Origin of the sequence: Muriicola sp. (genome assembly GCF_049669965.1) — a bacterium.
In the GTDB taxonomy this organism is placed as follows: domain Bacteria; phylum Bacteroidota; class Bacteroidia; order Flavobacteriales; family Flavobacteriaceae; genus Muriicola.
This window is the reverse complement of sequence record NZ_JBATLB010000142.1, coordinates 1-20,981: the sequence shown is the minus strand read 5'-3', so window position 1 is coordinate 20,981 and position 20,981 is coordinate 1. Positions and strand designations below refer to the sequence as shown.

The following is a 20,981-nucleotide window of genomic DNA, read 5'->3' as shown; positions in this document are numbered from 1 at the left end:
ACACCATCTACGATAAACAAAGGCTGGTTACTACCACTAAAGGTACTTAGACCCCGAATGATAATACTGGTACCAGATCCGGAAAGACCACTTTGAGCCTGGATGTTAACACCAGACGCCTTACCTGTTAAGATCCTACCTACATCACCTTCAGCACGTTGCTCCAGCAATTCATCGCTTACCTCAGATACTGCATACCCTAGGGCCTGTTTCTCTTTTTTAATACCCTGGGCGGTAACTACTACCTCTTCCAGTGCCTGTGCATCTTCCTGCATTTGCACATTGATAGTGTTACTTGCTCCAATAGCTACCCGGACGTCACGTTGGCCGATGTAACTAAAAAGAAGTGTTTGACCTGCACTGCCTCGAATGGAGTAATTTCCGTCGAAATCAGTTTGGGTTCCGGTTGTAGTCCCTTGAACGACGATGTTTACCCCTGGAAGCGGAAGTCCGTCCTGGTCCGTCACGGTACCTGAGACCGTCTTCTCCTGCGCAAAAGTCAAATGCACAATAAACGCCAATAATAGCGTCAAGATTCCATTTAAATTTGTTCTCATCTTAAAATTATTTGAATTAGCTAAGTGCGAAAATCATAATTCTATGTTAATAAACCAAACTTATTTTAATAAAAATTTAAGAAATAATTGGGAATTAAGAAGATTCGGACAGTTCGTTTAGTGGGTATTCTAAACTGTTTGGTGGTTTTGAGATACCCGGTTAAGAAGTTTTAAACTTCTGCCTAATTTTTGAATTTGGGAATTTGATCATCAGAATGGCAGTGAATACGGGAGATCTGGCCAAAGTAAAACTTACGACATAAAATATTTCCTCTTTGATTTAAAAAAAATGTAAAAATTCTGCCACATTTTTTAATGTCAATTAAGCTATCGTTTGGGATAAAAATTAACACCTTATATATAGGTATAAATCTAAAGGTCTAAAAAGCCTGAGATGTATGCTAACCAAAGTGATATTAAAAATCTTATAAATTTCATCGGCAACCATTTGAATTATGTTTAATAATCACTACATTTGCCGACCCTTAAAAGAGGGTACCATTTATTATTTAGTAAAATATATGCCAACAATTTCACAATTAGTACGAAAAGGAAGGGCCACAATTACCAAGAAGAGTAAATCGGCTGCTTTGGATTCGTGTCCCCAGCGAAGGGGTGTTTGTACGCGTGTTTACACAACTACTCCAAAGAAACCAAACTCTGCCATGAGAAAAGTGGCCAGGGTAAGGTTAACAAATGGAAAAGAAGTGAACGCCTACATTCCCGGAGAAGGGCACAATTTACAAGAGCACTCGATAGTATTGGTTAGAGGCGGAAGGGTGAAGGATTTGCCAGGAGTTAGATATCACATCGTGAGAGGAGCTTTGGATACTGCGGGTGTTGCCGGCAGGACTCAAAGACGTTCTAAGTACGGAGCAAAAAGACCCAAAAAGTAAGCAACACTTTTAAGAAGAAGCAATGAGAAAAAGACAGGCAAAGAAAAGACCACTTTTACCAGATCCAAGATTTAACGATCAGCTGGTGACCCGTTTCGTCAATATGATGATGTGGGACGGAAAGAAGTCGGTTGCCTTTAAAGTATTCTACGATGCCATTGATATTGTAGACGAAAAGAAAACAGACGAAGAGAAAACAGCGCTGGAATTGTGGAAAGATGCCCTTTCTAATGTTATGCCTCACGTAGAGGTGCGCAGCCGAAGGGTAGGGGGAGCAACCTTTCAAATTCCAATGCAAATTAGACCAGACCGCAAGATTTCTACGGCCATGAAATGGTTAATCAGCTATTCTAGAAAAAGGAATGAAAAATCCATGGCTCAACGCTTGGCTTCGGAAATCCTTGCTGCTGCCAAAGAAGAAGGAGCCGCAGTTAAGAAACGTGTTGATACGCATAAAATGGCAGAAGCCAACAAAGCATTTTCTCACTTCAGATTTTAGGACCTAGCATGGCAAGAGATTTAAAATATACAAGAAACATAGGAATTGCAGCTCATATTGATGCTGGTAAGACCACAACCACAGAACGTATCTTATTCTATACAGGTGTAAGCCACAAGATGGGAGAAGTTCATGATGGAGCGGCCACTATGGACTGGATGGAGCAAGAACAAGAAAGAGGAATTACGATTACCTCTGCGGCTACAACCTGTACATGGAACTTCCCAATGAAAAATGGTGAGATCATAGAGGAATCTAAACCTTATCACTTTAATATTATTGACACTCCCGGCCACGTTGACTTTACCGTTGAGGTAAACAGATCTTTACGTGTGTTGGATGGCTTGGTATTTCTTTTTAGTGCCGTAGATGGGGTAGAACCTCAATCCGAAACCAACTGGCGTTTGGCAGATAATTACAAAGTTCCAAGAATGGGCTTTGTGAATAAGATGGACAGACAAGGAGCCAACTTCCTCATGGTGTGTAAGCAAGTGAAGGAAATGTTGAAATCTAACGCTGTGCCTATAGTATTGCCAATTGGTGATGAAGCCGATTTTAAAGGAATAGTAGACCTGGTTAAGAACCGTGCCATTGTTTGGCACGAGGATAATATGGGATCTACCTTCGATGTTGTTGACATCCCTGAAGATATGAAAGCTGAGGTTAAAGAATACAGGGCAATGCTTATTGAAGCTGTTGCTGAGTATGACGAGACCTTGATGGAAAAATTCTTTGAAGATGAAGATTCCATCACAGAAGACGAAGTACATGCTGCTCTAAGAGCTGCGGTAATGGATATGAGTATCATTCCTATGATCTGTGGTTCTTCCTTTAAAAACAAAGGGGTGCAGTTCCTGTTAGATGCTGTATGCCGCTACCTTCCGTCCCCAATGGATAAAGAAGGTATTGTTGGGGTGAATCCTGATACCGGGAAAGAAGAAAAAAGGAGACCAGATATTAAAGAGCCGTTTGCGGCCCTCGCTTTTAAAATTGCTACCGATCCGTTTGTGGGCCGATTGGCATTCTTTAGAGCCTATTCGGGGAAGCTAGATGCAGGATCCTATGTATTGAATAACAGATCAGGGAACAAAGAACGTATCTCAAGGATCTACCAGATGCATTCCAATAAGCAGAATGCCGTAGATTCTATCGCTGCAGGTGATATTGGAGCAGCCGTTGGGTTCAAGGATATTAAGACAGGAGATACCTTGTCTGACGAAAAACATCCAATAGTTCTGGAAAGCATGAATTTCCCTGATCCTGTGATCGGGATCGCTGTAGAACCTAAGACTAAGGCAGATGTTGATAAATTGGGAATGGCGCTTGCCAAGTTGGCCGAAGAAGATCCGACCTTTCAGGTGAAAACCGATGAGGCCTCCGGACAGACTATTATTTCTGGGATGGGAGAGCTTCACCTGGATATTATCACGGATCGTTTAAGACGTGAGTTTAAGGTAGACGTAAACCAGGGTCAGCCACAGGTAGAGTACAAAGAAGCTATTACCAGGGCAGCTGATCATCGCGAAACTTATAAGAAACAAACGGGTGGTCGTGGTAAATTTGCAGACATTGTATTTACGATGGAGCCTGCTAGCACAGATAAACCTGGTCTAGAGTTTTTAAATGTGATCAAAGGGGGTAACATCCCCAGAGAATATATTCCATCTGTGGAAAAAGGATTCAGGGAGGCTATGAAGAATGGTCCTTTGGCCGGCTTCGAGATGGACAGCATGAAAATTACCCTGAAGGATGGGTCCTTCCACCCTGTGGATTCGGATGCCCTTTCTTTTGAACTGGCTGCCAAGATAGGTTACAAGGCGGCTGCCAAGGCTTGCAAAGCTGTGCTGATGGAACCAATCATGAAGATGGAAGCAATCACTCCTGAAGAAAACATGGGTGATATTGTAGGGGATCTTAACAGAAGAAGAGGTCATGTAACCAATATGGATGACAGAGCAGGGGCCAAAGTTATTAAGGCAGAAGTTCCCTTATCTGAAATGTTTGGATATGTAACTTCATTGAGAACACTATCCTCTGGTAGAGCTACCAGTACCATGGAATTTTCACATTATGCAGAAACACCTTCTAATATAGCAGAAGAGGTTATTAAAGCAACTAAAGGGGTCACCGCTTAATTCGTAGAAGATGAGTCAGAAAATCAGAATAAAGTTAAAATCATACGATTACAACCTGGTAGATAAGTCTGCCGAGAAGATCGTGAAAACTGTTAAGACAACAGGTGCGGTGGTTACTGGTCCAATTCCATTACCAACTCACAAAAAAATCTTTACGGTATTGCGTTCACCCCACGTGAACAAGAAATCTAGAGAACAATTTCAATTGAGCTCCTACAAGAGGTTGCTCGATATATACAGTTCTTCATCCAAAACCATTGACGCCCTGATGAAATTAGAGCTGCCAAGTGGTGTGGAGGTAGAGATCAAGGTGTGATAAAAGCACAGGAAAGAGCCAGCTCTTTCCGCGACATGTCCGGCGCAGTTTGCAAAGGAAAAACGGAAACAAAAATACATTCGGGGTCGAATTATTTTTGACCCTGTTTTTTTGTCTGAAAAAGTAGAATAGTAAACAATTAATAATAATAGTATGTCTGGGTTAATAGGAAAGAAAGTAGGCATGACCAGCATCTTTGATGAGAATGGAAAGAATATTCCATGTACTGTCATTGAAGCGGGCCCATGTATCATCACCCAAGTCAGAACCAAAGAGGTAGACGGGTATAATGCCCTTCAACTCGGTTTCGATGACAAGGCAGAAAAACGTGCGAATAAGTCCGAAACGGGCCATTTCAAAAAAGCAGGTGCTTCTCCCAAGAAAAAAGTCGTTGAATTCCGTTATTTTGAAGGAGAACACAAATTAGGGGATACGCTGGGCGTGGACCTTTTTGTGGAAGGAGAGTTTGTGGATGTTTCCGCAACTTCCAAAGGTAAAGGGTTCCAGGGAGTGGTAAAAAGACATGGCTTTGGCGGTGTTGGACAAGCTACTCACGGACAGCACAACCGTTTAAGAGCACCGGGATCTATTGGTGCGGCCTCGTATCCGGCCAGAGTTTTCAAAGGTATGAAGATGGCAGGTAGAATGGGGGGTGAACGAGTAACTGTTCAAAACCTGAAAGTATTAAAAGTAGTGCCGGAAAAAAACCTGATCGTTGTAAAAGGTGCCATTCCCGGACATAAAAATGGGTACGTAACCATCGAGAAATAATGAAGGTAGCAGTATTAGATATTAAAGGAAAAGAGACAGGGAGAAAGGCAGACCTTTCTGACGCTGTTTTTAAGATAGAGCCTAATAACCATGCCATCTATCTGGATGTTAAGCAGTACAGGACACATCAGAGGCAAGGTACCCACAAGGCCAAGGAAAGAGCAGAGATCGTAGGGAGTACCCGTAAGATTAAAAAGCAAAAAGGAACAGGAACTGCCAGGGCGGGTAGTATTAAGTCGCCTATTTTTCGTGGTGGTGGTAGAATATTTGGACCAAGACCAAAGGATTACAGCTTAAAATTGAACAAGAACCTAAAGCGCTTAGCCCGTAAATCGGCTTTGAGTCTTAAGAGTCAGGAGAATGCCATTATGGTAGTGGAAGACTTCAATTTTGAGTCCCCGAAGACCAAGGATTTTATTCAGGTTTTAAAGGGGCTGGGTCTGGAAAATAAAAAGTCCCTGTTTGTGTTGGGCGATTCAAATAATAACGTATATTTGTCGTCGCGCAATTTAGGAGGTTCAGAGGTCATAACTAACTCAGAATTAAGCACTTACAAGATATTAAACGCGAATAGTATTGTGCTTTTGGAAGGGTCTATAGAAGGCATTGAATCCAACTTAAATAAATAGGAAAATCATGAGTGTGTTAATAAAGCCAATCATAACGGAAAAGATGACAGCCGATAGTGAGTTACACAATCGCTATGGTTTTATCGTAAATCCAAAAGCAAACAAGTTGCAGATCAAGGATGCGGTTGAAGCTACTTATGGTGTTTCCGTAAAAAAGGTACGTACCATGAATTATGGTCCGAACCGAAAGACCAAATACACCAAGACAGGTGTTCAACAGGGTAAAACAAATGCTTATAAAAAAGCAATTGTGGATGTTGTGGAAGGCGATGTCATTGATTTTTACAGTAATCTATAAAGACACAAAATGTCAGTTAGAAAATTAAAACCGATCACTCCCGGTCAGCGATTTAGAGTAGTAAACGGATTTGACGCGCTTACTGCTGATAAGCCGGAGAAAAGCTTGCTTGCTCCGTTAAAAAAGTCGGGAGGTAGAAACAGTCATGGAAAGATGACCATACGCCATAGAGGTGGAGGTCACAAAAGAAGGTATCGTTTAGTCGACTTTAAAAGGACGAAGCACAATGTGGAGGCCGAAGTTAAGTCTATACAATACGACCCTAACAGAACCGCCTTTATTGCCTTGTTGCAATATAAGGATGGCGAGAAAAGCTACATCATTGCCCAGAATGGTTTACAGCTAGGACAAGCTGTGTTCGCAGGGAGCGGGGTAGCACCAGAGATCGGGAATGCCTTGCCCATGAGTGAAATTCCTTTGGGAACCATTATTTCTTGTATTGAGTTACGTCCTGGTCAGGGAGCAGTAATGGCAAGAAGCGCAGGAACTTTTGCACAGCTAATGGCAAAAGATGGCAAGTATGTTACTATAAAATTACCTTCAGGGGAAACCCGTATGGTTCTTGGGAATTGTCTGGCCACGGTTGGAGCGGTTTCTAACTCGGACCACCAGTTGATCGTTTCTGGTAAAGCAGGAAGAAGCAGATGGTTGGGTAGAAGGCCAAGAACAAGACCGGTAGCCATGAACCCTGTAGATCACCCAATGGGTGGTGGAGAAGGAAGAGCTTCCGGAGGACATCCAAGATCTAGGAATGGTATTCCTGCAAAAGGATTTAGAACTCGTTCTAAGACCAAGGATACCAACAGATATATTATAGAACGTAGAAAGAAATAAAAAGTAGAAAGAAATGGCACGTTCACTAAAAAAAGGACCTTACGTTCATTACAGCCTGGAAAAGAAAGTCCAGCAGAATGTAGATGCAGGAAAAAAGACTGTGATTAAAACATGGTCCAGAGCCTCAATGATCACTCCAGATTTCGTTGGTCAGACCATCGCTGTACATAATGGAAAGCAGTTTGTTCCTGTATATGTAACAGAGAACATGGTAGGACACAAATTAGGCGAATTCTCTCCAACAAGATCTTTTAGGGGTCATGCCGGAGCAAAAAATAAAGGTAAAAAGTAAGCTATGGGAGTTCGTAAAAAACAAATGGCCGAAAGAATTAAGGCAGAGAAAAAAGAGCTGGCATTCGCTAAACTAAACAATTGCCCTACCTCGCCTCGTAAGATGCGTTTAGTGGCAGATTTGGTAAGAGGTGCCGAAGTAGAAAAAGCACTTGCCATCTTGCGCTTTAATCCAAAAGAAGCTTCCCGTAGATTAGAGAAATTATTGCTGTCTGCGATTGCAAACTGGCAAGCTAAGAACGAGGATGCCAATATTGAAGAAGCAGACCTGTTTGTGAAGGAAATCAGAGTGGATTCTGGTCGTATGCTGAAACGTCTAAGACCGGCTCCTCAGGGAAGAGCACACAGAATAAGAAAACGTTCTAACCATGTTACTTTGGTTGTAGGAGCAAACAATAATACAGAAGCTTAGTATGGGACAAAAAACGAATCCAATAGGAAATCGCTTAGGGATCATCAGAGGATGGGAGTCTAACTGGTATGGAGGAAATGATTACGGTGATAAACTTGCCGAAGATGACAAGATCCGTAAGTACGTTCATGCGCGTTTGGCAAAAGCAAGTGTTTCCAGAGTAATTATTGAAAGAACTTTGAAATTGATCACTGTTACCATTACCACGGCAAGACCTGGTATCATCATTGGTAAAGGGGGTCAGGAAGTAGATAAATTAAAAGAAGAGCTTAAGAAGATCACGGACAAGGAAGTTCAGATCAACATCTTCGAGATCAAAAGACCTGAAGTTGATGCAAATCTTGTGGCGGCCAGTATTGCCCGTCAGATTGAAAATAGGATCTCATACCGTAGGGCGATTAAAATGTCGATTGCAGCTGCCATGAGAATGAATGCTGAAGGAATTAAGATACAGATATCGGGCCGTTTGAACGGAGCGGAAATGGCACGTTCAGAATCGTACAAAGAAGGACGTATTCCATTATCTACTTTCAGAGCAGATATAGACTATGCCATGGATGAGGCTCATACTACCTATGGAAGATTAGGTTTGAAAGTATGGATCATGAAAGGCGAAGTATACGGAAAAAGAGATCTTTCTCCATTAGTGGGAATGTCTAAGGGGACAGGAAAAGACAAGTCCGATCCCGGAAAGAAACGCAGAAGAAAGTAATATATATTAAAGTAGTAGGAAGAAATGTTACAGCCAAAAAGAACCAAGTTTCGTAAAGCGCAAAAAGGCCGAATGAAAGGAAATTCCGGAAGGGGTTTTCAGCTCTCTAACGGGATGTTTGGAATTAAGTCAATGGACTCCAGCTTTATTACCTCTCGTCAGATAGAAGCGGCTCGTATTGCTGCCACAAGATATATGAAGAGGCAAGGGCAGCTATGGATCAAGATATTTCCAGACAAGCCTATTACCAAGAAGCCTCTAGAGGTGCGTATGGGTAAAGGTAAAGGAGCTCCGGAATATTTTGTGGCTGTTGTGAAACCAGGGCGAATTATGTTCGAAGTAGCCGGAGTACCAATGGATATAGCACAGGAAGCCTTGCGTTTGGCTGCGCAGAAATTACCGGTAAAAACAAAATTTATTGTGGCAAGGGATTACGATGCCGCGTAATTTTTAAGGATTAGGATCATGAAACAATCAGAGATTATAGAATTATCGGTAGAGGAATTAAAGGAAAAGGTGGCTGAATTCAGGAAGCAACACGCCGACTTGAAAATGGCTCATTCCGTAACGCCACTGGAAAATCCACTCCAATTGAGGAAAGTGAAAAGAACAGTAGCGCGATTGGCAACTGAATTAACAAAAAGGGAAAACCAATAACGGGTTCTGCTTTATGGAAAAAAGAAATTTAAGAAAAGAACGGGTAGGTGTTGTAACCAGTAACAGAATGGAGAAATCTATTGTGGTTTCTGAAGTTAAGCGGGTAAAACATCCTATGTATGGTAAGTTCGTATTGCGGACAAAGAAATATGTTGCACACGATGAAACCAACGATTGCAAGATTGGCGATACAGTAAAGATCATGGAAACAAGACCTTTAAGTAAGACCAAATGTTGGAGATTGGTAGAAATCCTTGAAAGAGCTAAATAATTATGTTACAGCAAGAATCTAGACTTAAAGTGGCAGATAACACCGGAGCAAAAGAGGTGTTAACTATCCGCGTCCTTGGAGGAACCAAAAGAAGATATGCTTCTGTAGGGGACAAAATTGTGGTATCTGTAAAAGAGGCTACCCCAAACGGAACAATCAAAAAGGGAGCAGTTTCTACCGCCGTTGTGGTACGCACCAAAAAAGAGGTACGCAGACCGGATGGTTCATACATCCGTTTCGATGACAATGCGTGTGTTCTGTTGAACCCAACCGGGGAAATGAGAGGAACCAGGGTTTTTGGACCTGTAGCCAGAGAGCTAAGGGACAAACAGTTTATGAAGATTGTTTCATTAGCCCCTGAGGTGCTATAAACATACAGACTATGAAATTAAAAATCAAAACAGGGGATACAGTTCGCATCATAGCCGGAGACCATAAAGGTACAGAAGGTAAGGTGGTAACCGTAGACCGCGTAAAAAATAAAGCAATCATTGAGGGTGCCAACCTGGTTTCAAAACATGAGAAACCAAGTGCAAAAAACCCACAGGGAGGGATTGTAAAAAAAGAAGCACCCATTCATATTTCAAATTTGTCATTGATAGATGCCAAATCTGGTGATACAACCAGAGTGCACTATGAGATGAGAGACGGAAAGAAAGTGCGGGTTTCAAAAAAATCTAACGAGGTAATATAGTTATGGCTTACGTTCCAAGATTAAAGAAAGAATACCAAGAGCGCGTGATAGCCGCGCTGAAGGAGGAATTTGGGTATGACAACATCATGCAGGTACCTAAATTAAAGAAAATTGTGGTCAGCCGAGGGGTTGGTGCTGCTGTGGCAGACAAGAAGCTCATTGATCATGCAGTAGAGGAAATGACGATGATCACAGGTCAGCGTGCAGTTTCTACCATTTCCAAGAAAGACGTTGCGTCTTTCAAACTGAGGAAAGGTATGCCAATTGGTGCAAAAGTAACCTTACGAGGAGAGCGGATGTACGAATTCCTTGATAGGTTGGTAACAACAGCTTTGCCCAGGGTACGAGATTTTCAGGGAATAAGAGCTACCGGTTTCGATGGTCGGGGGAATTACAACCTTGGAATTACCGAGCAAATTATTTTTCCTGAGATCAACATCGACAAGATCAATAGAATCAACGGAATGGATATCACATTTGTTACCTCCGCTGAAACAGATAAAGAAGCAAAATCCTTGTTGTCAGAACTGGGTCTACCTTTTAAAAAGAATTAGTATGGCTAAAGAATCAATGAAAGCCCGTGAACGCAAAAGGGCAAAAACAGTAGCAAAATACGCAGAAAAGAGAAAAGCCCTGAAAGAGGCCGGAGACTATGATGCGTTGCAAAAATTACCGAGGAATGCTTCTCCTGTGCGCATGCACAATCGTTGCAAGCTAACGGGAAGACCAAAGGGCTACATGAGAACTTTTGGCCTGTCCAGAGTAATGTTCAGAGAAATGGCCAATAAAGGTTTGATCCCGGGGGTTAAAAAAGCAAGTTGGTAATATCATATAAAAAGGCAAGAAGATGTTTACAGATCCTATAGCAGATTATTTAACAAGAGTGAGAAACGCCAGTAGAGCGGGTCACAGGGTAGTTGAAATACCGGCTTCCAATTTAAAGAAGGAGATTACCAAGATCTTATTCGATCAGGGATATATCCTTAGTTATAAATTTGAGGAGAATACAGTTCAGGGTACCATAAAAATTGCTTTGAAATACGATAAGCAGACCAAAGAACCGGTCATTAAGAAAATACAACGTATCAGTAAGCCAGGATTGCGTAAGTACGCTGCATCTGAAGATTTACCAAGGGTTTTAAACGGATTGGGAGTTGCAATTGTTTCTACCTCTCACGGGGTAATGACCAGCAAACAAGCCAAAAAAGATAACGTAGGCGGCGAAGTTTTGTGCTACGTTTATTAAACCGAATAAAAGTTAAAGAACATGTCTAGAATAGGAAACAATCCGATAGCAATCCCTGAGGGGACTACCGTAGAGATCCAGGAGAATATAATCTCTGTAAAAGGGAAATTGGGAGATCTTACCCAAGAATTCTCTGGGGTAGCTATTAAAGTAGAGGACAACCAAGTATGGGTGACCAGGCCTTCAGATTCTAAGGAACACAAAGCAAAACACGGACTTTACAGATCCCTGATCTTTAATATGATCGAAGGAGTTTCTAAAGGATGGACAAAAGAATTAGAATTGGTTGGGGTAGGATACAGAGCCACTAACCAAGGTCAGAAACTAGATCTGGCCCTCGGATTCTCACATAATATTGTTTTTGACATTACTCCTGAAGTAAAAGTTGAAACGACAGCAGAAAAGGGAAAGAACCCAACCATCAAATTAACCTCGCATGACAAGCAATTGATAGGACAGATTGCTGCCAAAATACGAGCCTTCCGCAAGCCGGAGCCTTACAAAGGAAAAGGGATCAAGTTTGTTGGGGAACAATTAAGAAGAAAAGCAGGTAAATCAGCATAAGAACAGTATTATGGGATTATCAAAAACACAAAGAAGAGAACGCATCCAGAAGAGAATCCGAAAGATTTCTTTTGGCACTGCTGCAAGACCACGCTTGTCTGTTTACAGAAGCAATAAGGAGATCTACGCACAGGTGATAGACGATACCAAAGGGGAAACCCTGGCATCTGCTTCATCCAGAGACAAGGAGCTTAGCAAAAGTAAAGGCACCAAAATGGAAATAGCCGCACAGGTAGGAAAGGCAGTAGCCGAAAAGGCAAAGAAAGCCGGGATCGATGCAGTTGCTTTTGATCGTGGTGGGAACTTATATCACGGTAGGGTGAAATCATTGGCAGAAGGCGCCAGAGAAGGTGGATTAAAATTTTAATTGATACTATGTACGGTAAATACAAAAATGTAGAAACAGTAAAACCCGGAGGTCTTGAACTTAAGGATCGCCTGGTAGGTGTTCAAAGGGTTACCAAGGTAACTAAGGGGGGAAGAGCTTTTGGTTTTTCTGCGATCGTAGTGGTAGGAGATGAAAGTGGCGTGGTAGGTCATGGTCTTGGAAAATCTAAGGATGTAGCTACTTCTATTGCCAAAGCAATTGAAGATGCTAAAAAGAACCTTATTCGAATTCCTTTGACTAAAGGCACCTTGCCTCATGAACAAAAAGGAAAATATGGTGGCGCCAGGGTGTATATTCAACCAGCATCACACGGTACCGGGGTAATAGCTGGTGGAGCAGTGAGAGCTGTCCTCGAAGCTGTTGGGGTACAAGACGTTTTGTCTAAATCTCAGGGCTCATCAAATCCACATAATGTGGTAAAGGCAACTTTCGATGCGCTTTTACAACTAAGGGATGCAAAAACGGTAGCTACTCAACGCGGTATTGCCTTGGATAAAGTATTTAAAGGATAAGGAGCCATGGGAAAGATAAAAGTCACACAGTTAAAAAGCAGTATCAAAAGACCTAAGAACCAAAAGAGGACATTAGAGGCATTGGGATTGCGTAAGATAGGACAAGAGGTAGTTCACGATGATTCGGCCACTATCCTAGGGATGATCAATAAAGTTAAACATTTGGTTTCTACAGAAGAAGCTTAAGAAATAAGTGTTCAAATGAATTTAAGCAATTTAAAACCAGCAAAAGGTTCTGTCCATAAAGATGGAAAGACCATTGGTAGAGGACAAGGCTCCGGAAAAGGAGGCACTGCCACCAGAGGTCACAAAGGTGCAAAATCTCGTTCTGGATACTCTAAGAAAGTAGGTTTCGAGGGGGGTCAGATGCCGTTACAGCGCAGAGTTCCTAAGTTTGGTTTTACCAATATAAACAGAATTGAATACCGCGGTATCAACCTGGATACACTTCAGGAACTAGTAGACAAAGGCGCTATTAAGAAAACCGTGACTATTGAAGATCTGATAGTAAATAATTTAGCTGGAAAAAACGATTTGGTAAAAATCCTTGGTGGCGGAGAATTAAAAGCCCCACTAAAGATCTCAGTACACAAATACACTGCAACTGCCAAAAAGGCGATTGAAGCTGCAGGCGGAGAAGCCATAACGTTATAACAGAGCAGGCACTATGAAGAAATTTTTTGAGATCATATCAAATATTTGGAAGATTGAGGAGCTAAGGAACAGGATTTTACTGACCCTCGGCTTACTGGTTGTGTACCGTTTTGGTGCCCAAGTGGTTCTTCCCGGTATTGATACCTCACAATTGGCAGAACTGTCCTCCAACACAGAATCAGGGATTCTGGGGCTTCTGAATGCCTTTACAGGAGGTGCATTTGCCAATGCTTCTGTTTTTGCCCTGGGAATTATGCCCTACATATCTGCATCTATTGTGGTGCAGTTAATGGGGATAGCAGTTCCCTACCTTCAAAAGTTAGACAAGGAAGGCGAAAGCGGTAGAAAAACAAAGAATCAAATTACTCGATGGCTAACCATCGGGATCTGTATTGTACAGGCACCAGCTTATTTATATAGCCTAGGAGCCCTTGGAGTGCCAGATAGCGCCTTTTTGTTAGGGAAAGGCCTGAACTTTATTGTTCCTTCTGTGATCATTTTGGTAACCGGTTGTGTCTTTGCGATGTGGCTGGGTGAGAAGATCACGGATAAAGGAATCGGAAACGGGATCTCCCTGTTGATTATGATAGGGATCATTGCTACCATGCCACAGTCTTTTGTGCAGGAAGCTGTTACAAGATGGGATGGAAATGGAGGGCCAATGTTGATCCTGGTTGAAATTATCTTGTGGTTCGTGGTAATCTTATTGAGCGTACTACTCGTAATGGCCACCAGAAGGATACCCGTGCAATACGCAAGGAGGTCTGCCTCTGGCGGATACGAGAAAAACATAATGGGATCCAGGCAATATATTCCGTTGAAGTTGAACGCTTCCGGAGTTATGCCCATCATCTTTGCTCAGGCAATTATGTTTGCACCCGGATTGTTAGGAAGAACGTTTAATGATACCGCCATCGGGCAATGGATGGAAGTTCAGTTCCAGGATATTTTTGGATTGGCATATAATATTTTATTTGGCTTATTGATCATCATTTTTACGTATTTCTATACGGCGATCACTGTGCCAACAAATAAAATGGCCGATGATCTCAAGAGAAGCGGCGGGTTTATCCCCGGAATACGCCCCGGCAAAGAAACAGGTAGTTTTCTGGATAAGATCATGTCCCTGATCACCTTACCCGGATCTGTATTTTTAGCGCTGTTGGCAGTACTACCGGCAATTGTTGTGAAGTTAATGGATATTCAGGCAGGATGGGCGTTGTTTTATGGAGGTACCTCACTGCTGATTATGGTAGGCGTTGCAATTGATACGGTTCAGCAAGTGAACGCATATCTCTTGAACAGACACTATGACGGACTGATGAAAACAGGTAAAAATAGAAAAGTAGCATAGAATTATGGCCAAGCAAGCAGCTATAGAGCAAGACGGAAGTATTATTGAAGCATTATCCAATGCCATGTTTAGGGTAGAGTTGGAAAATGGTCATGTGGTCACCGCTCACATATCAGGAAAGATGCGGATGCATTACATTAAATTGTTGCCAGGCGATAAGGTGAAGCTCGAAATGAGTCCATATGATTTGAGCAAGGCTAGAATTACATATAGATATTAAGAAACTCGAAACATGAAAGTAAGAGCATCCATAAAAAAGAGAAGTGCCGACTGCAAAATTGTTCGCAGAAAAGGCAGATTGTACGTAATTAATAAGAAGAATCCTAGATTCAAACAAAGACAAGGGTAATTATGGCAAGAATTGCAGGGGTAGATATCCCAAAACAAAAAAGAGGTGTGATTGCACTTACCTACATCTTCGGAATAGGTAAAAGCAGATCACTGGAAATATTGGAGAAAGCCAAAGTAAGTGCAGATACTAAAGTATCTGATTGGAATGACGATGAAATTGGTCGTATCCGGGATGTAGTTTCTTCTTATAAGATCGAAGGTGAATTGCGTTCAGAGAATCAGCTGAATATCAAAAGGCTCATGGACATTGGTTGTTACAGAGGTATCCGGCACAGATCCGGTCTTCCTTTGCGTGGACAAAGAACCAAGAATAATTCCAGAACAAGAAAAGGAAAAAGAAAAACAGTGGCTAACAAGAAGAAGGCCACTAAGTAATAAGGCGTAGTATGGCAAAGACAGGTACAAAAACAACGAAAAAGCGTAAGGTAATTGTAGAATCTACTGGAGAAGCGCATATTACTGCTTCGTTCAACAATATCATTATCTCCCTTACCAATAAAAAAGGAGATGTGATTTCATGGGCATCTGCCGGTAAAATGGGTTTCAGAGGTTCTAAGAAAAATACGCCCTATGCTGCTCAGATAGCTTCTGAAGAATGCGCAAAAACCGCTCATGAAGCTGGTTTGAGAAAAGTGAAGGTATATGTGAAGGGTCCGGGAAATGGACGTGAATCTGCTATCAGATCTTTGCACAATGCAGGAATTGAGGTTACTGAGATCATCGATGTGACTCCAATGCCACACAATGGCTGCAGGCCACCTAAAAGAAGAAGAGTTTAATTTCATTACAAATCCTAATATAGATTTCTCACAAAAGTGTAGTTACGATTATCGAAGGATAAGCCTTAATTCATAATCACACTTTTAATTTAAAAGAAGATGGCAAGATACACAGGACCTAAAACTAAGATCGCCCGGAAATTTGGTGAGGCGATATTTGGAGATGACAAGTCTTTTGAGAAAAAGAACTACCCTCCAGGACAACACGGAAACAACAGACGCCGTGGAAAAAAATCAGAGTACGCTATTCAGTTAATGGAAAAGCAGAAAGCAAAGTACACCTATGGAATTTTGGAAAAACAATTCCGGAATTTATTTGCCAAGGCCAACCGAAGCAAAGGAGTAACAGGGGAAGTACTATTGCAGTTATGTGAAGCCCGTTTAGACAATGTGGTCTACAGAATGGGGATTTCTCCTACCAGAAGTGGGGCCAGACAATTGGTGTCTCACAGACATCTTACCGTGAATGGAGAATTAGTAAATATTCCTTCTTATTCTTTAAAAGCAGGTGATGTTGTTGGTGTAAGGGAAAAATCGAAATCGTTGCAAGCCATCGGAGACTCTTTGGCCGCAAATAGTAGCGTATACGAGTGGATTACATGGAATACTGACAAGATGGAAGGAACTTTTGTTTCCATTCCGGAAAGACTTCAGATTCCTGAGAATATCAAAGAACAATTAATCGTTGAGTTATACTCTAAATAAACAACACATATCCGACTATGGCATTATTTAATTTTCAAAAACCCGATAAAGTTATAATGATCGATTCCTCAGATTTCGAAGGGAAGTTTGAATTTCGCCCTTTGGAACCTGGTTATGGATTAACTGTTGGGAACGCACTCAGAAGAGTATTGCTTTCGTCTTTGGAGGGATTCGCGATTACTTCGGTGAGGATAGATAAAGTTGAACACGAATTTTCCGTTATTGAAGGAGTAGTAGAAGATGTTACGGAAATTATCCTCAACCTTAAACAAGTTCGTTTTAAAAGACAGATTGAAGACGTAAATGAAGAAACCGTTTCGGTTTCTGTAAGTGGGAAAGAACAACTTACCGCTGGTGATTTTCAAAAATTTATCTCAGGATTTCAGGTGTTGAATCCGGATTTGGTGATCTGCAATATGGATCCTAAGGTGAGTATCAATATGGAATTAATCATCGAAAAAGGAAGAGGCTACGTACCTGCAGAGGAAAATAAGAAAGCGAACGCTCCTATTGGAAGCATTGCAGTAGATTCTATCTTCACTCCGGTGAAAAATGTAAAATACAGCATTGAGAACTTCAGGGTAGAGCAAAAGACAGATTACGAGAAACTGATTTTCGAGATCGTATCAGATGGGTCTATACACCCAAAAGATGCTTTAACAGAAGCTGCAAAAGTGTTGATTCATCACTTTATGTTGTTCTCTGACGAGCGCATCACCCTGGAGGCAGATGAGATAGCTCAAACAGAAACCTATGATGAGGAGTCACTGCATATGAGACAACTGTTAAAAACCAAATTGGTTGACATGGATCTGTCTGTAAGAGCCTTGAATTGCTTAAAGGCGGCAGAAGTAGATACCTTGGGAGACCTGGTTTCTTTTAATAAGAACGACCTGATGAAATTCAGGAATTTTGGTAAAAAATCCTTGACAGAATTGGAAGAACTTGTGATCAACAAGGGATTGAATTTTGGAATGGACCTGTCAAAATATAAATTAGATAAAGATTAATTATTGTTTTTATCCGGACCTATCCATATAGGGCTGTGATAAGGACCAGATAGCATAGAACGATGAGACACGGCAAGAAAGTCAATCATTTAGGAAGAAAAACGGCGCATAGATCTGCTATGTTGGCTAATATGGCCTGTTCCCTGATTGAGCACAAAAGAATCAATACCACAGTAGCAAAGGCTAAGGCCTTAAAACAGTTTATTGAACCATTGATCACCAAATCAAAGGCAGAAAATAATGTGTCTGCTGAAAAAGGGACACACAACAGAAGAATTGTTTTTAAGAACCTTAGAGATAAATACGCGGTTTCAGAATTGTTTAGTACGGTTTCTGAAAAAGTAGCCGATAGACCAGGAGGATATACCAGGATCATAAAACTTGGGAATCGCTTGGGCGATAATGCGGATATGGCCATGATAGAATTGGTAGATTTCAATGAGATCTACAATGCAGGTAAGGCGAAGAAAAAGAAAACTACCAGAAGAAGCCGAACTGCCAAGAAGTCTGATACCACTGCTGTAGCTGCAGAGGAGAAGAACGAGGTGGCGGTTGAAACTCCACAAGCTGAGAAAGCTGAAGTAAAGACTCCGGAGGCCAAGGCACCAAAAGCTGAAAAGCCAACGGAAGAGGCTCCAAAGAAAGAAAAAGAGAGTCCGGAGGAAACTAAAACAGATGATTCAAAGGAATAGGATGTTTATAACGTATGAAAAATTTGAAAAGGATAGACCTAAAAGTCTATCCTTTTTTTATGTTTATTTGTGAAATCTTAAAAATTGCAGTTCAATGAAGTATCAGACCAAAAAGAAAGCTTTAATATTATTAGCAGATGGCACCATCTTTTATGGAAAGTCCGTTGGGAATACCGAAGGCACCGCCTATGGTGAAGTGTGTTTCAATACCGGTATGACAGGTTATCAGGAAATTTTCACGGACCCTTCGTATTTCGGACAACTAATGGTAATGACCAATGCCCATATTGGTAACTATGGGGTTAATAAAGACGAGGTTGAATCTGCCTCTGTAAAAATTTCAGGTCTGATCTGTAAGAATTTCAGTTATGAATATTCCAGACCCAATGCAGATAGCAGCCTTCAGGAATTTCTAACAAACAACAAGCTACTTGCAATTTCTGATGTGGATACCCGGGCACTGGTGAGTTATATCAGAGACCACGGTGCCATGAATGCGGTTATCTCTACAAGGGTAGATGCCATAGATGAACTTAAGGAGATCCTGAATAAAGTGCCAAGCATGGTAGGCCTGGAGCTATCTTCAAAGGTTTCTACAAGGGAGCCCTATTATTTTGGTAATGAAGATGCCACCTACAAAATTGCAGCACTAGATATTGGCATAAAAAAGAATATTCTTCGAAACCTGGCGGCCAGGGATGCTTATATAAAGGTCTTCCCATATGATGCCAGCTTTTCAGAACTTGAGGCATGGAATCCCGACGGATATTTTATTTCTAATGGGCCTGGAGATCCTGAGCCCTTGAAAGAGGCTATTCAAACCGCAAAAGACATCATTGCACAAGACAAGCCATTATTTGGCATTTGTCTTGGACATCAGGTAATTGCGCTGGCTAATGGAGTCTCTACCTATAAGATGTACAACGGACACCGGGGAATCAATCATCCTGTAATCAACTTAGAAACAGGGAAGGGGGAGATCACTTCTCAGAACCATGGTTTCGCCATCAACAGAGAACAAACAGAGGCACATCCGGAATTAGTGATAACACATGTCCATTTAAATGATCAGACCGTGGCTGGTATCCGTATGAAAAATAAAAATGTATTCTCGGTACAGTACCATCCCGAGGCAAGTCCGGGTCCGCATGATGCGACCTATCTTTTTGATCAGTATTTTGAAATGATCAGAGAGCACAGTAAGAAGGATATTTTGGTATAAGAGAGCCGAATATAGGGCAATAAATTTTGAAAGAACTTTAATTCCCACAGGCCTTTTGTATCTTTGTTATAATTGAAATCAACCTAATAAAGCAAGTAATTATGAGTATCATCCTGGATGTACACGCCCGTCAAATATTTGACTCAAGAGGAAATCCTACCGTAGAGGTAGACGTCGTAACACAAAATGGTGTTTTAGGAAGGGCCGCGGTTCCTTCCGGGGCTTCTACAGGCGAACACGAAGCAGTTGAATTAAGAGACGGAGGCAGTGCATTTATGGGCAAAGGCGTCATGAAGGCAGTGGAGAATGTCAACACAAAAATAGCCGATCAGGTACGTGGCATGATGGTCTTTGATCAGAACCTTATAGATCAAACCATGATAGACCTTGATGGGACCCCCAACAAATCTAAATTAGGCGCCAATGCCATTTTAGGGGTATCTCTGGCAGTTGCCAAGGCAGCAGCCAATGAAATGGGCATGTCGCTCTACAGGTACATAGGCGGAGTCAGTGCCAATACCTTACCTGTTCCTATGATGAACATCATCAATGGAGGCTCTCATTCCGACGCTCCCATCGCCTTTCAGGAGTTTATGGTAATGCCGGTAAAAGCCAAGAATTTTTCCCATGCCATACAAATGGGTACTGAAATATTTCACAACCTTAAGAAGGTACTGCACGACAGGGGCCTGAGCACTGCTGTAGGAGACGAAGGTGGGTTTGCGCCTACCCTCGACGGAACCGAAGATGCCTTAGACACTATTGCCAAGGCAGTAAAAAAGGCCGGCTACACCCTTGGAGATGATGTTATGGTAGCTTTAGACTGTGCTGCTGCCGAATTCTACGTAAACGGAAAGTACGATTACACTAAATTTGAAGGAGAAAAAGGAGCGATCAGAAGCTCGGAAGAACAAGCTAAATACCTGGCTTCACTTTGTGAAAAATACCCTATCATTTCCATTGAAGACGGGATGGACGAAAACGATTGGAAAGGATGGAAGATACTTTCTGATTTAGTTGGGGATAAAGTACAGCTGGTTGGGGACGACCTCTTTGTGACCAACGTAACCAGACTTTCAAAAGGAATAAAGGAAGGTATTGCTAATTCCATTTTAATAAAGGTAAACCAGATAGGAACCTTGACCGAGACCATTGCAGCCGTAAACATGGCAAAGAATGCCGGCTATACCAGTGTCATGTCTCACAGATCTGGCGAAACCGAAGACAATACCATTGCAGATCTTGCTGTAGCGCTAAACACCGGGCAGATTAAAACTGGTTCGGCCTCACGGTCTGACCGAATGGCAAAATACAATCAATTGTTGCGTATTGAGGAAGAATTAGGTTCTGTGGCCTATTACCCCGGCGTACAGGCTTTTAAAGTGGGTCATTGAAGTTAAATAACGTAACTGAACACCTTTTGTTTTGAAAAAGACATACAGGAGGCTGACAAGGCAGGGCGCCTGACCGGGATCTTAATCGAGAGCAATTACAGGAATATACGGGTTACCGAACACGATCTTGTTTTCAAG

Annotated in this window: 35 protein-coding genes; 34 read left to right on the top strand and 1 reads right to left on the bottom strand. The window is 41.8% G+C overall.

Annotated elements, in window-relative coordinates; all coding sequences use genetic code 11:
• A partial coding sequence (locus WBM49_RS07845) for a carboxypeptidase-like regulatory domain-containing protein (RefSeq protein ID WP_424371499.1) occupies window positions 1-557 on the bottom strand: 557 nt, incomplete at its 3' end.
• Between the two features lie 521 nt (window positions 558-1,078).
• Between WBM49_RS07845 and rpsL the strand changes: the two genes are divergently transcribed.
• The 34 genes from rpsL (at window position 1,079) to eno (ending at window position 20,843) form a co-directional block, all read left to right on the top strand.
• A complete protein-coding gene (rpsL, locus tag WBM49_RS07840) occupies window positions 1,079-1,453 on the top strand; it encodes a 30S ribosomal protein S12 (protein ID WP_013305196.1) in 375 nt (124 codons plus the stop codon).
• Between the two features lie 22 nt (window positions 1,454-1,475).
• The gene (rpsG, locus tag WBM49_RS07835; RefSeq protein WP_424371498.1) at window positions 1,476-1,952 is read left to right on the top strand and encodes a 30S ribosomal protein S7; all 477 of its coding nucleotides are present in this window, start codon (window positions 1,476-1,478) and stop codon (window positions 1,950-1,952) included.
• Window positions 1,953-1,960: 8 nt separating this feature from the next.
• Complete coding sequence (gene fusA, locus WBM49_RS07830; protein WP_424371497.1) at window positions 1,961-4,087, top strand: elongation factor G; 2,127 nt, start codon at window positions 1,961-1,963, stop codon at window positions 4,085-4,087.
• A gap of 10 nt (window positions 4,088-4,097) precedes the next feature.
• Window positions 4,098-4,403, top strand: a complete 306-nt coding sequence (rpsJ, locus tag WBM49_RS07825) for a 30S ribosomal protein S10 (RefSeq protein WP_008613600.1) — start codon at window positions 4,098-4,100, stop codon at window positions 4,401-4,403.
• A 153-nt stretch (window positions 4,404-4,556) separates the two neighbouring features.
• Window positions 4,557-5,174 (top strand): 50S ribosomal protein L3, encoded by a 618-nt coding sequence (gene rplC / locus WBM49_RS07820; RefSeq protein ID WP_424371496.1) that lies wholly within the window; start codon window positions 4,557-4,559, stop codon window positions 5,172-5,174.
• Window positions 5,174-5,803 carry a 50S ribosomal protein L4 gene (gene rplD, locus WBM49_RS07815; RefSeq protein ID WP_424371495.1) on the top strand — a complete coding sequence of 210 codons (630 nt, stop codon included), beginning with the start codon at window positions 5,174-5,176 and terminating at the stop codon, window positions 5,801-5,803. Before rplC ends, rplD begins: the two co-directional genes overlap by 1 nt.
• A 7-nt stretch (window positions 5,804-5,810) precedes the next feature.
• Window positions 5,811-6,101 (top strand): 50S ribosomal protein L23, encoded by a 291-nt coding sequence (gene rplW, locus WBM49_RS07810; protein ID WP_424371494.1) that lies wholly within the window; start codon window positions 5,811-5,813, stop codon window positions 6,099-6,101.
• A gap of 9 nt (window positions 6,102-6,110) precedes the next feature.
• Complete coding sequence (gene rplB, locus WBM49_RS07805; RefSeq protein WP_424371493.1) at window positions 6,111-6,935, top strand: 50S ribosomal protein L2; 825 nt, start codon at window positions 6,111-6,113, stop codon at window positions 6,933-6,935.
• A 13-nt stretch (window positions 6,936-6,948) separates the two neighbouring features.
• A complete protein-coding gene (gene rpsS / locus WBM49_RS07800; protein ID WP_424371492.1) occupies window positions 6,949-7,227 on the top strand; it encodes a 30S ribosomal protein S19 in 279 nt (92 codons plus the stop codon).
• Window positions 7,228-7,230: 3 nt separating this feature from the next.
• Window positions 7,231-7,638, top strand: coding sequence for a 50S ribosomal protein L22 (rplV, locus tag WBM49_RS07795; protein ID WP_424371491.1), 408 nt, complete (start codon window positions 7,231-7,233; stop codon window positions 7,636-7,638).
• A 1-nt stretch (window position 7,639) separates the two neighbouring features.
• Complete coding sequence (rpsC, locus tag WBM49_RS07790) at window positions 7,640-8,350, top strand: 30S ribosomal protein S3 (RefSeq protein WP_424371490.1); 711 nt, start codon at window positions 7,640-7,642, stop codon at window positions 8,348-8,350.
• 24 nt (window positions 8,351-8,374) lie between these two features.
• Window positions 8,375-8,797 (top strand): 50S ribosomal protein L16, encoded by a 423-nt coding sequence (gene rplP, locus WBM49_RS07785; RefSeq protein WP_424371489.1) that lies wholly within the window; start codon window positions 8,375-8,377, stop codon window positions 8,795-8,797.
• Between the two features lie 18 nt (window positions 8,798-8,815).
• Window positions 8,816-9,007, top strand: a complete 192-nt coding sequence (gene rpmC, locus WBM49_RS07780; protein WP_424371488.1) for a 50S ribosomal protein L29 — start codon at window positions 8,816-8,818, stop codon at window positions 9,005-9,007.
• A 13-nt stretch (window positions 9,008-9,020) separates the two neighbouring features.
• The gene (gene rpsQ, locus WBM49_RS07775; protein WP_369749066.1) at window positions 9,021-9,278 is read left to right on the top strand and encodes a 30S ribosomal protein S17; all 258 of its coding nucleotides are present in this window, start codon (window positions 9,021-9,023) and stop codon (window positions 9,276-9,278) included.
• 2 nt (window positions 9,279-9,280) lie between these two features.
• On the top strand, window positions 9,281-9,649 hold the full coding sequence (rplN, locus tag WBM49_RS07770; RefSeq protein ID WP_129605547.1) for a 50S ribosomal protein L14: 369 nt from the start codon (window positions 9,281-9,283) through the stop codon (window positions 9,647-9,649).
• 11 nt (window positions 9,650-9,660) lie between these two features.
• Complete coding sequence (gene rplX / locus WBM49_RS07765) at window positions 9,661-9,972, top strand: 50S ribosomal protein L24 (protein ID WP_424371487.1); 312 nt, start codon at window positions 9,661-9,663, stop codon at window positions 9,970-9,972.
• A gap of 2 nt (window positions 9,973-9,974) precedes the next feature.
• A complete protein-coding gene (rplE, locus tag WBM49_RS07760) occupies window positions 9,975-10,526 on the top strand; it encodes a 50S ribosomal protein L5 (RefSeq protein WP_424371486.1) in 552 nt (183 codons plus the stop codon).
• Window position 10,527: 1 nt separating this feature from the next.
• Entirely contained in the window at window positions 10,528-10,797 is a 270-nt protein-coding gene (rpsN, locus tag WBM49_RS07755) for a 30S ribosomal protein S14 (protein ID WP_424371485.1), read from the top strand.
• 22 nt (window positions 10,798-10,819) lie between these two features.
• The gene (gene rpsH, locus WBM49_RS07750; RefSeq protein ID WP_424371484.1) at window positions 10,820-11,218 is read left to right on the top strand and encodes a 30S ribosomal protein S8; all 399 of its coding nucleotides are present in this window, start codon (window positions 10,820-10,822) and stop codon (window positions 11,216-11,218) included.
• 21 nt (window positions 11,219-11,239) lie between these two features.
• Window positions 11,240-11,782, top strand: a complete 543-nt coding sequence (gene rplF, locus WBM49_RS07745; RefSeq protein ID WP_424371483.1) for a 50S ribosomal protein L6 — start codon at window positions 11,240-11,242, stop codon at window positions 11,780-11,782.
• Window positions 11,783-11,792: 10 nt separating this feature from the next.
• Entirely contained in the window at window positions 11,793-12,149 is a 357-nt protein-coding gene (gene rplR, locus WBM49_RS07740; RefSeq protein ID WP_424371482.1) for a 50S ribosomal protein L18, read from the top strand.
• 8 nt (window positions 12,150-12,157) lie between these two features.
• Entirely contained in the window at window positions 12,158-12,682 is a 525-nt protein-coding gene (gene rpsE / locus WBM49_RS07735; RefSeq protein WP_424371481.1) for a 30S ribosomal protein S5, read from the top strand.
• A 6-nt stretch (window positions 12,683-12,688) separates the two neighbouring features.
• Window positions 12,689-12,868 carry a 50S ribosomal protein L30 gene (gene rpmD, locus WBM49_RS07730; protein WP_424371480.1) on the top strand — a complete coding sequence of 60 codons (180 nt, stop codon included), beginning with the start codon at window positions 12,689-12,691 and terminating at the stop codon, window positions 12,866-12,868.
• Between the two features lie 15 nt (window positions 12,869-12,883).
• The gene (rplO, locus tag WBM49_RS07725; RefSeq protein ID WP_424371479.1) at window positions 12,884-13,336 is read left to right on the top strand and encodes a 50S ribosomal protein L15; all 453 of its coding nucleotides are present in this window, start codon (window positions 12,884-12,886) and stop codon (window positions 13,334-13,336) included.
• 13 nt (window positions 13,337-13,349) lie between these two features.
• Window positions 13,350-14,690: a preprotein translocase subunit SecY gene (gene secY, locus WBM49_RS07720; protein ID WP_424371478.1), complete on the top strand. Its 1,341-nt coding sequence runs from the start codon at window positions 13,350-13,352 to the stop codon at window positions 14,688-14,690.
• Between the two features lie 4 nt (window positions 14,691-14,694).
• Window positions 14,695-14,910, top strand: a complete 216-nt coding sequence (infA, locus tag WBM49_RS07715) for a translation initiation factor IF-1 (protein ID WP_013751343.1) — start codon at window positions 14,695-14,697, stop codon at window positions 14,908-14,910.
• Window positions 14,911-14,922: 12 nt separating this feature from the next.
• Window positions 14,923-15,039, top strand: a complete 117-nt coding sequence (gene ykgO / locus WBM49_RS07710) for a type B 50S ribosomal protein L36 (protein WP_010519235.1) — start codon at window positions 14,923-14,925, stop codon at window positions 15,037-15,039.
• A gap of 2 nt (window positions 15,040-15,041) precedes the next feature.
• The gene (gene rpsM / locus WBM49_RS07705; protein WP_424371477.1) at window positions 15,042-15,416 is read left to right on the top strand and encodes a 30S ribosomal protein S13; all 375 of its coding nucleotides are present in this window, start codon (window positions 15,042-15,044) and stop codon (window positions 15,414-15,416) included.
• An 11-nt stretch (window positions 15,417-15,427) separates the two neighbouring features.
• Window positions 15,428-15,820: a 30S ribosomal protein S11 gene (gene rpsK, locus WBM49_RS07700; protein WP_424371476.1), complete on the top strand. Its 393-nt coding sequence runs from the start codon at window positions 15,428-15,430 to the stop codon at window positions 15,818-15,820.
• A 99-nt stretch (window positions 15,821-15,919) separates the two neighbouring features.
• Window positions 15,920-16,525: a 30S ribosomal protein S4 gene (rpsD, locus tag WBM49_RS07695; RefSeq protein ID WP_424371475.1), complete on the top strand. Its 606-nt coding sequence runs from the start codon at window positions 15,920-15,922 to the stop codon at window positions 16,523-16,525.
• A gap of 17 nt (window positions 16,526-16,542) precedes the next feature.
• A complete protein-coding gene (locus WBM49_RS07690; RefSeq protein WP_424371474.1) occupies window positions 16,543-17,535 on the top strand; it encodes a DNA-directed RNA polymerase subunit alpha in 993 nt (330 codons plus the stop codon).
• A gap of 62 nt (window positions 17,536-17,597) precedes the next feature.
• A complete protein-coding gene (gene rplQ, locus WBM49_RS07685; protein WP_424371473.1) occupies window positions 17,598-18,227 on the top strand; it encodes a 50S ribosomal protein L17 in 630 nt (209 codons plus the stop codon).
• 94 nt (window positions 18,228-18,321) lie between these two features.
• Window positions 18,322-19,449, top strand: coding sequence for a glutamine-hydrolyzing carbamoyl-phosphate synthase small subunit (carA, locus tag WBM49_RS07680; RefSeq protein WP_424371472.1), 1,128 nt, complete (start codon window positions 18,322-18,324; stop codon window positions 19,447-19,449).
• 101 nt (window positions 19,450-19,550) lie between these two features.
• Complete coding sequence (gene eno, locus WBM49_RS07675; RefSeq protein ID WP_424371471.1) at window positions 19,551-20,843, top strand: phosphopyruvate hydratase; 1,293 nt, start codon at window positions 19,551-19,553, stop codon at window positions 20,841-20,843.
• The last annotated feature ends 138 nt before the right edge of the window (window positions 20,844-20,981 follow it).